Genomic DNA, 14,316 nt, shown 5'->3' with positions numbered 1-14,316 from the left:
CCCGCGCCCGAGGTTGGCTCACATGACGGCATCGAGCACCTCCATGACCTTGTCGGCCACCTTGTCGCCCTGCTTGCGGCCGCTGACCTCGCCCTTCAGGATGGCCTTCAGATCCAGGGGCGTCTTTCTGGCCGCCTTCACGGCCCCATGGGCGCCACCGGCGATGTTGGTCACGCCGCGCAGCACACCTCGCAGCCCCCGTTCGTGGCGATTGAGGTCGGTGCGTCCGGCGTCGAGACCCGACTGCCTCACGACGGCGTCGGCAATGATGTTCGCATTGCCGACAAAGCCGGCATAACGGATGCCCCCGGGGAGCTTCGGGAGCCTGGCGGGAAGGAGGGCCAGCGAGACCGCCTGTTCGCGCGACGGTGTCAGCACGTCCTTCAGGCCCCCCACTTCGCGAAGCAGCGTGGAGGGTCCCGACGCCACTTGGGGCATCCCCTGCAGCATGCCGCGGATGTCGGGCTCCCATTCGTAGGCGATCGCGGGTGCCAGCGTCGACTCCCACTGCCTGTGCACCTCGGCCGTCCGTGCGCGAGCGCGCTCGACGATGCCGCGCGCGTTGTCGAGGGGCGCCTCCTGTTCCGCGGACACGGTGAACTCGCCGTGGTCTGCGATCAGGAACCCGTTGATCGGAATCCCGGCTGCCGAGGCCACCGCGCGAGCGCGTGCCATCTCGGCCTCGATCGCCTCGAACACATCGCCGAGGCCATCAAGATCTGCAGCCAGGCCACCGATGAGTCCGAACAGCTGGTCGGCACGCTCGGCCGTGGTCCGCGCCTCCGTGTCGAAGGCCTCCGCGGCAAGACCGCTCCACGCCCCCGCCGCAACGGTGCGCGCGTGCGCCAGCACGTTGCACCCGTGGGACACCTCGTCGCGCAGAACTCGCAGCTCGACGGCCACCGCCCGGCACATCGCGGCGCTGCCGTCGAGCCGGGTGTTGATGCTCATGACAGTCCGACCAGGGTCTGGTCGACGATCCAGGTGACGTCGCCGTCGCTCTCGCGATAGGCGGCCATGGCGGCGGTGACCCGGTCGCCCAGACCGTCCAGGCCCCCAGCCATCGCGGCACATGCGACCGCAAGGTTGGCGATGGCTTCGGCGGTGAGCTCTGTGGTCGGTCCGGTGTCGGGTGCCGAAAGGGTGCACGCCGCCTCGATGTCGGCACGCACGGTGTGCAGCGAGTCGGCCACGGGGGCCACGGTGTCGGGTTCGATCGCGAAATGACTCATGGCAAGACGCTAGGAATCCGGCAACCCCCTGCCAACGGGATCACGTGCTGCCTGTGGACGGGAGCGTGGAATCGGTGTTCCTTGTTGTACGCGCCCGGCCAGACGGATCAGAAGGCCGCGCGCACCTGGTCCTCGGTCAGGCCGTAGTCGGCCAGCGAGTAGGTGTGCTTCGGTCGCTTGCCACCCGAGCGCGACTCGTCGTCGATCGCCTTCACCCGGCCGGCGACCTCGGGGCTCCAGTCCAGCCCGAACGCCTCATAGATCTCCCGTGAGGTGGACACCGGATCCGCGACGAACGCCGAGTAGTCGACGTCGAAGAACTGCGCCGCGTCGTACTTCTCCCGGGCCTGTCCGAACGAGCGGTAGCACCGCGACAGCATCTCGAGCTGGGTGCTCCCGATCGTGTCACCCACGAAGACCGTCGACTGGCCGGCGGTGGCCTCGGCCGAGAGCGAGCAGGCCGACGCGATGGAGACCACCGGGTCGCGGTGCATCTGCACGATCAGCGCATCGGGATAGACCGTCATGATCGCGTCGAGCGCCGCCAGGTGCGACGGGTTCTTCAGCACCCACCGCTTGTCGGTGTCGTTGAGCCCGATCAGCTGCAGGTTGGCCCGGTGCCGCTCATAGGCAGGAGTCCAGTCCTGCTTGGCCAACCACGCCGAATAGTTGGGCACGTTGGCCAGTGACTCGAAGCTGATCGACAGCCCGGTCTGGCGCAGCAGGCGCCAGCACTCCTCGACGGTGGTGGCATCCATGTAGTGGATGCCCATGAACTCGGGGTTCGCGACGTGGTGCTGGGCGTAGGCGGCATTGATGCCGTTGAAGACCGGGTTCTGCTCCCAGGTCTCGCGCGGGGGCCGGGGCTGGGGATATTCACTGAGCCACAGCTCCAGGCCCTGGTGCCGCTCGTCGGCGGTGAGCAGGCGGTGGATCGCGGTGGTGCCGGTGCGCGGCAGACCGACCACGAAGAGTGGCCGCTCGATGGGCACGGCGGAGTACGACGGGTGCTCGCCGAACCCGTGCTGGGAGAGCAGCCTGCCCACGAACGCGCTCTTCACCATCGACCGCTGGATGTAGTTGCCCTCGCCGGTCAGGCCGGCGGTGGGGGCGTTGAGGTCCTCGATCAGGAGTCGCAGGCCCTCCTCGTGGTCGTTGCCACCGAAGTCCGAGAGCCCGGTCGTGCGCACCGCAGCGGCCGCGATGTCCTCGTAGGACCCGACGTCCTCCCTCACCCGCGGGCTCATGCGTGGAACTCGCCGCAGTCGACGTTGAGCATCTGGCCGGTGACCGCGCTGGCCAGGTCGCTGGCGAAGAAGAGCGCGGCCTTGGCGACCTCGTCGGGAGTGGCCAGCCGCTTCAGGTCGGTCGGCTCGGCCTTCTCGCGATAGACGTCCTCGTGGGTGCGTCCCGACTCCGAGGCCAGCCAGTCGAAGTAGGCCTTGTTGACGTCCTCATAGATGTAGGACGGGGCCACGCTGTTCACCCGGATGCCGCGCGGTCCGAGCTCGGTGGCCAGGGAGGAAGCCAGGTGCTCGAGGGTGCCCTTGGAGAGCTTGTAGCCACTGAACTCCGGCTGGGAGGAGTGCACGACGCAGGAGTTGATCATGATCACCGAGCCGCCGGGCTTCTGCTCGCTCGCGGCAAGCGCGTCGGCGAAGAGTGCCGTGAGTCGCAGCGGCGCGAACACGTTGGTCTCCTGCGCGGTGCGCAGGGAGTCCAGCGACAGTGTGCTGATCGGGTCCATCGGCGGGATCCCGAAGGCGTTGTGGACCAGGCAGTCGACCCGGCCGAACTCGGCCACCGCTGCCTCGACGAGCGCGACCCGCTGCGCCTCGTCGGTGATGTCGGTCGGTACGACGAGCGCGCGACGTCCTTGGGAGCGGACGGCCTCGGCCATCTTCTCGAGCCGCTTCTCGGTGCGGGAGACCAGCACCAGGTCGGCACCCATCCGGGCCGCTTCCTCACCGAGTGCGCGGCCGAGGCCGGGGCCGACGCCGGAGAGGACGATCACCTTGTCCTGCAGAAGAGTCATGGCCACACAGTAGAACCTGTTTCAGTTTCCGTCGAGGGATTGGTTCCGGCCAATGGCACGGCGAAGTTCTCGAAACGGTCACCTGCTCGTCATCCGGTGGTGCCCAAGCCCTCCTAGGTTCGCCAGGCGACCCCGCGTGCCGCTGGGTCAACCGTTCTCGGAAAGGCAGTCCCTCGTGACCCCACCCAAGCTCCTGCCCCTCCTCGGCGCGCCCTCCCACCCGGGTGGCCGCAGCGCGATGACCTGCCGCTACCGCTGCGGGGACGCGTGCGCCCAGCCGGTCCCGAACGAGTCGGGCAATGAATACTTCGCCGACGTCGTCGCCCGCTCCGTCTCGCGGCGCGCGGTGGTGCGCTCCGGAGCCGCCACCGCTGCGGTCGGCGCCATCTCGTGGGGCGTGGCAGCGCCCGTCGCGGCGACGCCCGGCCGGGGCGGGGGACGGGGCAGTGACCGGAGCAGGGGTCCGGGGCGGATCAAGCCACCCTCCGACTTCGAAGCCATCGCGCCCGCCCCCGCCGCCACCGACGAGCTGATCGTGCCGACCGGCTTCGAGTGGGCGCCGCTGATCTCCTGGGGTGACCCGGTCACCAAGGGCGCGCCGGCCTTCGACTTCGACAACCAGACGCCCGAGGCGCAGCGGGGCCAGGCCGGCTACAACGCCGACTTCGCCGCCCTCCTGATCGACGGTCGTGGCCGCGGTGGGCAGGGGTCGCAGGGCAGGAGGGGCGTGCTGGTCTTCAACAACGAGTACACCAACGACGAGCTGATGTTCCGCGGTGTCACCGGCTCGGCGGACCTCACCGACACCCAACTCGAGATCGTCCAGGCCGCGCATGGGATGACCATCGTCGACGTACGCCGTCAGCGCCCGGGCACCCCGTGGGAATATAACCGCCGGGGTCGTCGCAACCGGCGCCTGCACGCCCACACCGAGTTCGCCCTGGATGGGCCCGCGGCCGGCAACGCGGCGCTGCGCACCTCGGCTGACCGGTCCGGCAGGACGGTCCTGGGCACACTGAACAACTGCGCCGGCGGGGTCACCCCGTGGGGGACGGTCCTGTCCGGGGAGGAGAACTTCAACCAGTACTTCGACGCCACGGACGCTCCTGACCCCGACAAGCGGCTGGCGCGCTATGGCATCACCTCCGCGGGTCGAGGTTGGGAGCGGGTGGACCGCCGCTTCAAGGTGGCCGAGGAGCCCAACGAGGTGAACCGTTTCGGCTGGGTGGTCGAGGTCGACCCCGACGACCCGAGCTCCACCCCGGTCAAGCACACCGCCATGGGCCGCTTCAAGCACGAGGGTGCCAACGTGCGTCTCGCCGACGACGGGCGTGCGGTGGCCTACATGGGTGACGACGAGCGGTTCGACTACATCTACAAGTTCGTCTCGAAGCGCCGCCACCGTCCGGGCAACCGCCGGCACAACATGAAGCTGCTCTCCGAGGGCGACCTCTATGTCGCGAAGTTCAACGGCGACGGCGCCGCCGACGGCGATTACGACGGTACCGGTGAGTGGCTCCCGCTGGTGGTCGACGGTCGCTCGCACGTCCCCGGCTGGCCGGTCGCCGACGTACTGATCTGGACCCGTCAGGCCGCCGACCTGGTCGGGCCCACCAAGATGGACCGTCCCGAGGACGTCGAGCCGAACCCGGTCAACGGGCGGGTCTACGCGGCGCTGACGAACAACACCAGCCGCAAGCCGGGCCAGCAGGACGAGGCGAACCCGCGCACGCCGAACAAGCACGGTCACGTCCTCGAGCTCACCGAGCGTCGCAACGACGCCGCGGCCGTGAGCTTCACCTGGAAGATCGTGCTGCTGGCCGGCGACCCGGGCGACCCGTCGACCTTCTTCAACGGTTATGACAAGTCCGAGGTCAGCCCGATCAGCTGCCCGGACAACGTGGCCTTCGACAAGCAGGGCAACCTGTGGATCTCCACCGACGGCCAGCCCGGGACCCTGGGCAACTGCGATGCGCTGTACATGATGCCGCTCGAGGGCCCGGAGAAGGGCAGGCTGCAACAGTTCCTCTCCGTGCCGGTCGGTGCCGAGTGCTGCGGCCCCTGGATCACCGCAGATGAGCGCACGGTGCTGATCGCGGTGCAGCACCCGGGCGAGGTCTCCGGTGCGTCACCGGAGAACCCGGTCAGCCGGTTCCCCTACCTCGGCGACGGCCAGCCGCGCCCCGGCGTGGTCCAGGTCCACCGCCGCTGAAGACTCTCCTGCAACGCGAAACGCCATGACCCGTGCGTACGACGGGTCATGGCGTTCTCGTGCGAAAGGGTGTCTCAGCTGATCATCCGGCGAGCGATCCCGACCTGGCGGGCCTCGATCCGGTCGGCGTACTCCTGCGGCGTCACCCGCTGGTGATCGAGATCGGCACGCTGGGCCAAGGAGTCGAACGACACCACCTCGACCTGCGGGCCGTCCTCGGCAGTGAGGTCGCGGGCCAGTCGCTGCCAGCGCAGCATCATCACGCCCTTGTCGTGACCGGTGGTCTCCAGCCAGTTGGCCAGGCCCGGGTCGCGCTCGGAGATGACGTAGGTGAAGAAGCCCCGGTCGGCAACGGACTGGGCCGCGGTCAGTGAGGTCTGGTGGTGCTCGTAGTCGGTGGAGACATACCACTTCGAGCCGACCTGGATCGCCTGGTAGGGCGCATCCGCACAGACCGGGACCCGCACGACCATCGCCTCGTCCTCGCCGAGCGAGTAGTGGCCGATCGAGGAGAACTGCGAGGCCAGCCCGCCGGGCGTCGACTTCGGCACGGTCAGGGTGTTGACCGGCTCCTTGTAGGTGAACCACTCCGGGAACGCGAACCAGGTCTTCACCCGGCCGACCAGCATCTTCGCGGCCACGCCGTACCGCTTGGCGACCCGGTCCTGGCTGAACGCGCCACGCGGCTGACCGGCGGTGTCGAGGCGCTGGATCCGGATCGTGCCGCGCTCCTCGGTGTTCCAGTCGTCATAGACCTCGCGGATGATCAGCGTGGAGCCCTTGCGGATCCCGAGCTCGGGGCCGAAGCGCCACTCGAAGGTGCCGTCCTCGGCGACCTCGAGCTCGCGGTCGTCGAAGGCGGCGAGGGTCTTCGGGTGCCCGGTCTCGGTGTAGCCCCCGTCCATCACCTGGAAGGAGAGGTCGGTGGTGGTGCCGCGCCGACCCGAGACGACGTACGACGCCCCGTCGGCCAGGTAGGCGTTGAAGTAGATCGCGTCCGGGTTGTCGAGTCCCTGGCGCGCATATTGGTGCGTCGGGTTGATCAGCACCGGGTGCTCGAGGTCGTAGTCGAAGGCCATCTGCAGCGAGGACCGGATGGAGCCGGCGAGATAGTCGTAACCCTCGGCCAGCTCCTGGGCGTTCACCTCGAACGGCGGGTTCGCGATCAGCTGCTCGGCCTCGGCGATGGCCTCCTGGAGTGAGGCGGTGGTGCTGGCCGCTGCCACGGTGGTGCTTGCAGCAGCCTCACTGGTGCTTGCCGCTGCCTCGGGTGCGCTCATCAGGAGACCTTGCTGATGATCGACTCGGCGAACCTCTCCAAGCCCTCGACCTTCTTCTCGAGCGGCTCGGTGTCCGGGCCCATGATGTAGGGCACCCGGAAGCCGACGATCGCGTCGGTGACGCCCTTGTCCTCGAGGCGCTTCACGCCGTCGACGGAGTAGGCGTCGTAGGAGATCGCGTGCACCTCGAACTCCGAGGAGTCACGAGTGTCCCCCTCCTCCTTGCGGATCTCGCCCAGCCGGGTGAGCAGGCGGTCCAGCTCCTCGCCGTCGCCGCCGGCGTGCATCCAGCCGTCGCCCTTGCGGACCGCGCGGCGCAGGGCGGCATCGCTGTGGCCGCCGACCAGGAGCGGGATCTTCTCGGTGGGTGCGGGGGACTGTTTCAGGGGCTCGATCGAGTAGAACTCGCCCTCGTAGCCGAAGAACTCCCCTGAGGTCAGGCCGCGGATGATGTCGATGCACTCGTCCATCCGCTTGCCGCGCCTGGCCCACGGGACGCCCATCGCCTCGAAGTCCTCGGGCCACGGCGACAACCCCACGCCCAGGCCGAGGCGGTTGCCGGAGAGGAAGGCGATCGACGAGGCCTGCTTGGCGGTCAGCACCGGGGGCCGGACCGGCAGCTTGAGCACGAACGGGGTGAGTCGCAGCGTCTTGGTGACGGCAAAGAGGTGGGCGCAGAGAATCATCGTCTCGATGAACTCCTTGTCCTCGAGGAACTCCCGGTCGCCGGTGTCGGTGTAGGGGTACTTCGAGTTCGACTCACGCGGATAGATCAGGGAGTCGGCGATCGTCATGCTGGTGTATCCAGCGGCTTCGGCGGCCTGGGCGAGCGGGGCGTAGTAGGCGGCTTGGGTCATCGCCTCGGCGTAGGTGAATCGCATGGTCGACACACTAGAACGTGTTTCAATGTTGTGCCAGAGTCATCCCATGGACTCGAATGAGGTTGCCGATCGCCTCGAGATAACCGACGTGATCACCCGCTACACCCGCGCCATCGACACCCGCGCGTTCGACCGGCTGCACACCGAGGTGTTCACCCCCGACGCCGTCCTGGACTACTCAGCGGTGGGCGGCCCGGTGGGCCCGCCGTCCGAGGTCGTGGAGTGGGTCGAGAAGGGCCTGCGCGGCTTCGACCGCTACCAGCACATCATCGGTCAGGTCGCGATCACCTTCGACGGACCGGACAATGCCAGCGCGACCGCCTACTTCACCAACCCGATGGTGGCCAAGGCGCCCGATGGCACCGAGACGCTGTGGGAGGTCGGCGGCTACTACCACCACCAGCTGGTGCGGACCGCTGACGGCTGGCGCTCGACGAGCCTGGTCGACGACAACGTGTGGACGAGGGGATTCTGAGATGCAGAACAAGCCTCCCGGCATGGACGCCCCTTGGGTGCCGAAGCTGATCAAGCACATGTCCCGGATCAACGTGTGGGTCTATCGCCGCACCAACGGACGCGTGGGCGGCACCTGGCGGGTCGGCGCCGCGTTCCGCAAGCCGGTCAAGCTGGCGCTGCTCACCCACACCGGGCGCAAGAGCGGCAAGGAGTTCACCGCGCCGTTGCTCTTCCTGCGCGACGGCGAGAACGTCGTCTTCGTGGCCTCCCAGGGCGGGCTCCCGAAGAATCCGCAGTGGTACCACAACCTGGTGGCCACCCCGGAGTGCACGGTGCAGGTGCGGAGCGACGTACGCCGGATGGTTGCGCGCACCGCGACACTCCCGGAACGCGCCGTGCTGTGGCCCCGATTGACCGGGCTGTACGCCGACTTCGACAGCTATCAGTCGTGGACCGAGCGGGAGATCCCTGTCGTGATCTGTGAGCCTGCCTGATCGCCTGTCACAATGGGGACCGGCCCCTCCGGGACCGACTCTCCCCGACTGAGCAGGAGCACCGTGACCGACCAGGAAGAGAATCCCGTCACCAACGGACTGGTCGCGCTGGTCACGGTGGCCATCGTGGTCGGGCTGCTGGCCGGGATCGCGGTCCTGTTCGCGACGAACCTGCTCGGCGTCGGCGACTCCAGCGGGTCAAGCGCTGAGGGCACCGGCGGCGAGACGCTGTTCATGCCGGAGCCGGTCGAGACCACCAGCAACGGTGGCCCGCTGGTCACCCTGCTCTCGCCCTCGCCGTCGAAGAAGTCGTCCAAGTCAAGCAAGAAGTCGTCGCCCTCGGCCAGCGAGTCTGAGTCGGAGAAGCCGGAGATCACTCTGAGCCAGGGCGCCTTCGAGGTCGAGGCCGGGGGTCAGCTCTATCTCTCCGGCGTCTATCCGACCGGTGAGGGCGCCGTGCTCGACATCGAGCAGCGCGTCGGCACCGGCGCCTGGGAGGAGTTCCCGGTCGACGTGAACGTCTCCGGCGGGACCTTCTCGGTCTATGTCAACACCTCGGCCACCGGCGACATCCAGTGGCGGATGGTGGACAAGTCGCGCAAGGTGACCTCCAACGTGGTCAAGGTGAAGCACGGCTGAATCTCAGCCGCTTGACGCCCGATCAGCGTCGAGACGTCGGGTCCAGAACCCGACCCACGCTGCGCCGACGAGCGCGAGCACCCCGAAGGTCACCGATGCGGCGGCCAGTGGGGCGAATGCGGCGACGGCGCTGATCACCAGGGGGCCACCGGTGTTCCCGATGTCGCCACACAGGCGCCATCCGCCGAGGAACTGCGAGCGGCCCAGGACGGGGGCGGTGTCCGCCCCGATCGTCATCACGATCCCCGAGCCCAACCCGTTGCCGGCGGCGATCAGGACGGCGACCCCGAGCACGGCGAGCTCGTTCGTGGCCAGCGGGAGGAGGATCGCGCCGATCGCGACAGCGAGGACGACTGGTACGGCGACGATCGCGCGGCCCCTCTTGTCCATCAGCCAGCCGCCGGGGACGAAGAAGACGATGTCGACCGCCGCGGCGACCGCGAAGATCAGCGAGGTCTCGGTGCCGTTCAGTCCGATGTGGTCGGACCAGAGCGGCAGGAGCGTGCCGCGCACCGAGCGGGAGGCGCCGATCACGATCACCGCGACCCCCAGGGTGAGCAGGGTGCGGCGGTGCGCGAGCAGGACCTTCCGGACGCTGGCGTGCCCCTCGGCCCGCTGCTCCTGACGCGACTCATGGCCGAGGTCGCGCATCATCGAGGCCATCACTGCCGCGATCAGAGAGGTGGCCGCGGCGAGCACGAAGACCGCTGGGATGCCCCAGAGGTGGATCACCCCGGCGCCGATCAGCGGGCCGATGAAGAGGCCGACCCGGTGGCTGGCCCCCAGCGTCGACATCGCCCGGGCGCGATGGGTGGGCGGCACCGCTTCGATCAGGAAGCCTTGTCTCGCCAGCATGAATCCGGTCCAGGTGGCTCCGCTGAGCAGCACCGCCAGGGCCAGCAGCGTGGTCGAAGGGGCCTGCCAGGCGATGAGCATCGCCACCACATCGACGAGGCCACAGCCGACGAGCATCCGACGCTCGCCGATCCTGGCCACCAGGGCACCGGCCGGCAGGCTGGTGACGAGCTGTCCGACCCCGAGCAGGGCGACGATGAGGGCGGCCAGTTCGACGCCGGCTCCGAGATCGCCGGCGTGCAGGGCGAGCACCGGAAGCACGGCGCCGTGCCCGATCGAGTTCACGATCGTCGGGCCGAAGGCCTCGAAGGCGACGCTACGGAGCGCGAACTGGCCCGGGGTGGGCGGGTTCGGCTGCGTTGCTTTCATGACCCACCCATTCTCCACGAACAGGCAGTTGTTGCGCCGCGAGCCTGCAGTTGTTGCGGTCCGAACAGGCAGTTGTTGTCGTGCCGACTCGCCGCAGCACTGGTTGCAGGATGGTCAGCAGGAGCGGCCGAGCCGCGCGACGTACGCCCGTCTGCCCGAGGAGTACGCCGAGCAGCACCAGCGCCATGCCGAGCAGCTGGGTCGGACCGAACACCTCGTGGGCGAGGAAGACCCCGAGGATCGTGCCGGTGACCGGGTTGAGCAGGCCGATCAGTGACACCGAGGCAGCGGGCATCCGTTGCAGGCCACGGAACCACACATAGTTGGCCAGCCCGGTGCCGATCAGGCCGATGTAGAGGAAGCCGAACCCGGCACCCGCGTCGATGGCCGGCGGTGCCCCCTCGACCAGAAGCGCGACGGGAAGCAGCAGCAACCCACCGGCGACGAGCTGCCAGGCGGTCAGGGTCAGCAGGTCGACCGGGGCCTGCCACCGCTTCAGCAGGACATAGCCGAACGACGACATCACCACGGCGCCCAAGGATGCGGCAACCCCGATCGGGTCGACCGCGAAGCCGGCCCGGAGCACCAGCAGCGCCACCCCGGAGACCCCGAGCACGGCGGCGCTGATCGAGGCCAGCCGTGGCCGCTCGCCGATCAGCAGCCAGGCCACGGCCATCATCGCGATCGGAGCCGTCGCGGTGAGCGTGGCTGCCATCCCGCTGGGGAGGCGATAGGCGGCGATGAAGATCAGCACGAAGAACGCGCCGATGTTCAGCGTGCCGAGCACCACCGACTTCCACCACCACGCTCCGGACGGCAGCGCCGGGCGCAGGGCGAGGAGCAACAGGCCGACGGGCAGGGCCCGGAGCAGGGCGGCGAAGAGTGGTCGGTCGCTGGGCAGGAACGCGTCGGTGACGTAGTACGTCGAGCCCCACGCCACCGGCGCGATCACGGTGAGTGCGGGCGTGCGCCACGACGCAACGGAGGAATTGCTTTCCATGGAAACTAGAATGACTTCCGTGGAAGGTATATTCCCCATCATGAACCACGCTCCCGATCACGTCGACCAGATCATCGACCAGTGGGCAACCGAGCGCCCGGACCTGGACACCTCACCGATGGCGCTGATCGGCCGGCTGCACCGGTTGGCGGACACCCTGCGCCAGCGGCTCGTCGAGGTCTATGCGGAGTTCGGGCTCAGCGAGGGTGAGTTCGATCTGCTCGCCACGTTGCGCCGCAGCGGTACGCCGTACGAGCTCGGCCCCGGTGAGCTGGCCGCGGCAACGATGGTCACCTCGGGAGCGATCTCCAAGCGGGTCGACCGCCTCGAGGCGCGCGGCCTGGTCACCCGACGGGTCGGTGATGCCGACGGCCGGGCCCGGGCGATTGCCCTGAGCCCGGCCGGTCGGGAGCTGATCGATGCAGCGATCGAGGCGCACTACGCCAACGAGGCGCGGCTGGTTGCCGGCCTGGGCGAGATCGACAGGACCCGGATGATCCGGATCCTGCGCGAGTGGGCTGCGGCCCTGGCCTGACTAGTTCAGGTCGTTCGGGTGCGGTCCCATCCGGCCCTCGGCGCCCTGGTCGAGAGCCGAGATCGCCAGCACGTCGTCGGGGGAGAGGCTGAAGTCGAAGAGACCGAAGTTCTCCCGCATCCGCTCCTCGTGCATGGTCTTGGGGAAGATCACGTCGCCGCGCTCGATGTGCCAGCGCAGCGTCACCTGGACCGGAGTCCGGCCCACCCGCTCGGCGATCTCCGCGATCACCGGGTTGTCGCGCAACGAGGTGCGTCCCGTCGGCGACCACGCCTCGACCAGCACGCCGCGCTCGGCCGATGCCTTCCGGGCCGCCTCGTTGCCGAAGCGCGGGTGCACCTCGATCTGGTTCACCGCCGGGATCACGCCGGTCTCGTCGATGATCCGCTCCAGGTGCGCGGGCTCGAAGTTGGAGACCCCGACGGAGGTGGCGCGGCCATCGGTGGTCAGCTCGGCCATCGCGCGCCAGGTGGAGACGAAATCGCCGCCGTAGGCCTCCGGCATCGGCCAGTGGATCAGGAACAGGTCGACATGGTCGAGACCCAGCTCGGTCAACGACTGGGCGAAGGAACGACGTACGTCGTCCGGCGCGTGGTTGGAGTTGTTCAGCTTGGTGGTCACATAGATCTCGTCACGCGCGAGCCCGGAGGCGGCGATGGCCTCGCCGACGCCCTTCTCGTTGCCATACATCTGTGCGGTGTCGATGTGCCGGTAGCCGACCTCGAGCGCCTTGCCGACGGTGGCGGTCGTCTGGTCCGGCGGGACCTGGAAGACGCCGAAGCCGAGCTGCGGGATGGACGTGCCGTCGTTGAGGGAGAGGGAGGGAACAGTCATGGCCCCAGCCAACCACGCCGCTCCACACGCCACCCGCCGGTCACGATCGGTCTGGCATGGTGGATGCATGAGCAGAGCAGTCGTGGTCGGCAGTGGACCCAACGGTCTCGCCGCAGCCATCACGCTGGCCCAGCGTGGCGTCGAGGTGCTGGTCCTCGAGGCCTCCGACCGGGTCGGCGGAGGCACGCTCACCTCCGAGGTGACCGTGCCCGGGCTGCTCCACGACGAGTGTGCGGCCTTCCACCCGACCGGCGTGGCCTCCCCGTTCTTCCAGTCCCTGGGCCTCGAGGAGTTCGGCCTGCGCTGGATCTGGCCCGAGGTCCAGCTCGCGCATCCGCTCGACGGTGGGCGGGCGGCGCTGATGTGGCGCGACGTGGCGCGCACCGCGCACGGGCTCGGTGTGGACGGCCCGGCCTGGGACAGGCTGATCGGACGGTCTGCGCGCAACTTCGATGCCCTGGCCCAGGACGTGTTCCGCCCGATCCTGCACGTGCCCAGGCACCCCTTCAAGCTGGCCCACTTCGGCCTGAACTCGCTGCTGCCTGCCCCGTGGGCGGCGAAGCGGTTCAGCACCGAGGAGGCGCGGGCGCTCTTCACCGGAGTGGCAGCGCACAAGTTCGGCACCCTGACCGGACCGCTCGCCTCCTCGGTCGGTGTCATGCTGGCCGCCGCCGCGCACGCCTATGGCTGGCCGGTCGCCGAGGGCGGCACCGAGTCGATCACCCGGGCCCTGGTCGCCAAGCTGGAGCAGCTCGGTGGCCGGATCGAGACCGGCGTCCGGGTGACCTCGCGCGCCGACCTGGCGGCGCACGACGTACTGCTGCTGGACACGGCACCCGACGCGGCGGCCCGGATCCTCGGCGACGAGCTGCCCGGTCGGACCCGCAGGGCCTACCGGCGCTACACGTTCGGGCCGGGTGCGTTCAAGGTCGACTACGCGATCGAGGGTGACATCCCCTGGCAGAACCCCCACGTGGGCAAGGCCGGCACCGTGCACGTGGGCGGGACCATGGAGGAGCTGGTCAGCGCCGGCGCGATGGTGGCTCGCGGAGAGATGCCGGAGCGGCCGTTCGTGCTGCTCGGTCAGCAGTACGTCGCCGACCCGACGCGCAGTGCCGGCGCCTCCGGGCTCAACCCGATCTATGCCTATGCCCACGTTCCGCATGCCTGGCCGGGGGATGCGACCGACGCGATCACGGCGCAGATCGAACGATTCGCGCCGGGCTTCCGCGAGCGGATCCGGCAGGTCCACGTGCGCGACACCCGGGGGCTCGAGGCGCACAACGCCAACTACGTCGGCGGCGACATCGCCGCGGGCGCGAACACTGCGAAGCAGATCGTGATGCGCCCGCGAATCTCCGTCGACCCCTATGCCACCGGGATCCCCGGCGTCTATCTCTGCTCCTCCGCGACGCCGCCGGGGGCCGGAGTGCACGGGATGGGCGGGCACAACGCGGCGAACGCGGCGCTGACGGAGCTCGGCGCCTGATGCTC

15 protein-coding genes are annotated in these 14,316 nt (G+C 69.0%); 6 read left to right on the top strand and 9 right to left on the bottom strand.

Annotated elements, in window-relative coordinates:
- Window positions 1-18: 18 nt before the first annotated feature.
- The 4 genes from BJ980_RS10425 to BJ980_RS10410 all read right to left on the bottom strand — a co-directional run bounded on the left by BJ980_RS10425 (window position 19) and on the right by BJ980_RS10410 (window position 3,267).
- Window positions 19-951, bottom strand: coding sequence for a hypothetical protein (locus BJ980_RS10425; protein WP_179502225.1), 933 nt, complete (start codon window positions 949-951; stop codon window positions 19-21).
- The gene (locus BJ980_RS10420) at window positions 948-1,232 is read right to left on the bottom strand and encodes a hypothetical protein (RefSeq protein ID WP_179502224.1); all 285 of its coding nucleotides are present in this window, start codon (window positions 1,230-1,232) and stop codon (window positions 948-950) included. Before BJ980_RS10420 ends, BJ980_RS10425 begins: the two co-directional genes overlap by 4 nt.
- 107 nt (window positions 1,233-1,339) lie before the next feature.
- Window positions 1,340-2,467, bottom strand: coding sequence for a sulfotransferase family protein (locus BJ980_RS10415; RefSeq protein ID WP_343047776.1), 1,128 nt, complete (start codon window positions 2,465-2,467; stop codon window positions 1,340-1,342).
- 8 nt (window positions 2,468-2,475) lie between these two features.
- Entirely contained in the window at window positions 2,476-3,267 is a 792-nt protein-coding gene (locus BJ980_RS10410) for an SDR family oxidoreductase (protein ID WP_179502222.1), read from the bottom strand.
- A gap of 175 nt (window positions 3,268-3,442) precedes the next feature.
- Between BJ980_RS10410 and BJ980_RS10405 the strand changes: the two genes are divergently transcribed.
- Window positions 3,443-5,479, top strand: coding sequence for a PhoX family protein (locus BJ980_RS10405; protein ID WP_343047775.1), 2,037 nt, complete (start codon window positions 3,443-3,445; stop codon window positions 5,477-5,479).
- Window positions 5,480-5,553: 74 nt separating this feature from the next.
- On the opposite strand, the gene BJ980_RS10400 is transcribed toward BJ980_RS10405, so the two are convergent.
- Window positions 5,554-6,759 carry a hypothetical protein gene (locus tag BJ980_RS10400; RefSeq protein WP_246279956.1) on the bottom strand — a complete coding sequence of 402 codons (1,206 nt, stop codon included), beginning with the start codon at window positions 6,757-6,759 and terminating at the stop codon, window positions 5,554-5,556.
- Window positions 6,759-7,640: a TIGR03619 family F420-dependent LLM class oxidoreductase gene (locus BJ980_RS10395; protein ID WP_179502221.1), complete on the bottom strand. Its 882-nt coding sequence runs from the start codon at window positions 7,638-7,640 to the stop codon at window positions 6,759-6,761. Before BJ980_RS10395 ends, BJ980_RS10400 begins: the two co-directional genes overlap by 1 nt.
- Before the next feature lie 46 nt (window positions 7,641-7,686).
- Between BJ980_RS10395 and BJ980_RS10390 the strand changes: the two genes are divergently transcribed.
- The 3 genes from BJ980_RS10390 to BJ980_RS10380 all read left to right on the top strand — a co-directional run bounded on the left by BJ980_RS10390 (window position 7,687) and on the right by BJ980_RS10380 (window position 9,229).
- Window positions 7,687-8,115, top strand: a complete 429-nt coding sequence (locus BJ980_RS10390; protein ID WP_179502220.1) for a nuclear transport factor 2 family protein — start codon at window positions 7,687-7,689, stop codon at window positions 8,113-8,115.
- A gap of 1 nt (window position 8,116) precedes the next feature.
- Window positions 8,117-8,590, top strand: a complete 474-nt coding sequence (locus BJ980_RS10385) for a nitroreductase family deazaflavin-dependent oxidoreductase (RefSeq protein ID WP_179502219.1) — start codon at window positions 8,117-8,119, stop codon at window positions 8,588-8,590.
- 63 nt (window positions 8,591-8,653) lie between these two features.
- Window positions 8,654-9,229 carry a hypothetical protein gene (locus BJ980_RS10380; RefSeq protein WP_179502218.1) on the top strand — a complete coding sequence of 192 codons (576 nt, stop codon included), beginning with the start codon at window positions 8,654-8,656 and terminating at the stop codon, window positions 9,227-9,229.
- Between the two features lie 3 nt (window positions 9,230-9,232).
- Here BJ980_RS10380 and BJ980_RS10375 read toward each other — a convergent pair whose 3' ends face one another.
- Both BJ980_RS10375 and BJ980_RS10370 read right to left on the bottom strand, forming a co-directional pair.
- Complete coding sequence (locus BJ980_RS10375; RefSeq protein ID WP_179502217.1) at window positions 9,233-10,453, bottom strand: MFS transporter; 1,221 nt, start codon at window positions 10,451-10,453, stop codon at window positions 9,233-9,235.
- On the bottom strand, window positions 10,401-11,453 hold the full coding sequence (locus tag BJ980_RS10370) for a DMT family transporter (RefSeq protein ID WP_179502216.1): 1,053 nt from the start codon (window positions 11,451-11,453) through the stop codon (window positions 10,401-10,403). The genes BJ980_RS10375 and BJ980_RS10370 overlap by 53 nt, the downstream gene beginning before the upstream one ends.
- Before the next feature lie 40 nt (window positions 11,454-11,493).
- Here BJ980_RS10370 and BJ980_RS10365 point away from each other — a divergent pair, with 40 nt between their 5' ends.
- On the top strand, window positions 11,494-11,988 hold the full coding sequence (locus BJ980_RS10365) for a MarR family winged helix-turn-helix transcriptional regulator (protein WP_179502215.1): 495 nt from the start codon (window positions 11,494-11,496) through the stop codon (window positions 11,986-11,988).
- Here BJ980_RS10365 and BJ980_RS10360 read toward each other — a convergent pair whose 3' ends face one another.
- Window positions 11,989-12,822, bottom strand: a complete 834-nt coding sequence (locus tag BJ980_RS10360; RefSeq protein WP_179502214.1) for an aldo/keto reductase — start codon at window positions 12,820-12,822, stop codon at window positions 11,989-11,991.
- A gap of 67 nt (window positions 12,823-12,889) precedes the next feature.
- Here BJ980_RS10360 and BJ980_RS10355 point away from each other — a divergent pair, with 67 nt between their 5' ends.
- The gene (locus BJ980_RS10355; RefSeq protein WP_179502213.1) at window positions 12,890-14,311 is read left to right on the top strand and encodes a phytoene desaturase family protein; all 1,422 of its coding nucleotides are present in this window, start codon (window positions 12,890-12,892) and stop codon (window positions 14,309-14,311) included.
- The last annotated feature ends 5 nt before the right edge of the window (window positions 14,312-14,316 follow it).

The organism is Nocardioides daedukensis (assembly GCF_013408415.1).
Taxonomy (GTDB): domain Bacteria; phylum Actinomycetota; class Actinomycetes; order Propionibacteriales; family Nocardioidaceae; genus Nocardioides; species Nocardioides daedukensis.
The sequence above is the reverse complement of the archived record's forward strand: the minus strand, read 5'-3'. Positions and strand labels throughout refer to the sequence as shown.

Excerpts from the sequence above, each read along its gene's own strand:
- BJ980_RS10360 (WP_179502214.1), bottom strand. The coding sequence starts at position 12,822 with ATGACTGTTCCCTCCCTCTCCCTCAACGACGGCACGTCCATCCCGCAG.
- BJ980_RS10390 (WP_179502220.1), top strand. The coding sequence starts at position 7,687 with ATGGACTCGAATGAGGTTGCCGATCGCCTCGAGATAACCGACGTGATC.
- BJ980_RS10410 (WP_179502222.1), bottom strand. The coding sequence starts at position 3,267 with ATGACTCTTCTGCAGGACAAGGTGATCGTCCTCTCCGGCGTCGGCCCC.
- BJ980_RS10375 (WP_179502217.1), bottom strand. The coding sequence starts at position 10,453 with ATGAAAGCAACGCAGCCGAACCCGCCCACCCCGGGCCAGTTCGCGCTC.
- BJ980_RS10395 (WP_179502221.1), bottom strand. The coding sequence starts at position 7,640 with ATGCGATTCACCTACGCCGAGGCGATGACCCAAGCCGCCTACTACGCC.
- BJ980_RS10425 (WP_179502225.1), bottom strand. The coding sequence starts at position 951 with ATGAGCATCAACACCCGGCTCGACGGCAGCGCCGCGATGTGCCGGGCG.
- BJ980_RS10400 (WP_246279956.1), bottom strand. The coding sequence starts at position 6,759 with ATGAGCGCACCCGAGGCAGCGGCAAGCACCAGTGAGGCTGCTGCAAGC.
- BJ980_RS10355 (WP_179502213.1), top strand. The coding sequence starts at position 12,890 with ATGAGCAGAGCAGTCGTGGTCGGCAGTGGACCCAACGGTCTCGCCGCA.
- BJ980_RS10420 (WP_179502224.1), bottom strand. The coding sequence starts at position 1,232 with ATGAGTCATTTCGCGATCGAACCCGACACCGTGGCCCCCGTGGCCGAC.
- BJ980_RS10370 (WP_179502216.1), bottom strand. The coding sequence starts at position 11,453 with ATGGAAAGCAATTCCTCCGTTGCGTCGTGGCGCACGCCCGCACTCACC.
- BJ980_RS10385 (WP_179502219.1), top strand. The coding sequence starts at position 8,117 with ATGCAGAACAAGCCTCCCGGCATGGACGCCCCTTGGGTGCCGAAGCTG.
- BJ980_RS10365 (WP_179502215.1), top strand. The coding sequence starts at position 11,494 with ATGAACCACGCTCCCGATCACGTCGACCAGATCATCGACCAGTGGGCA.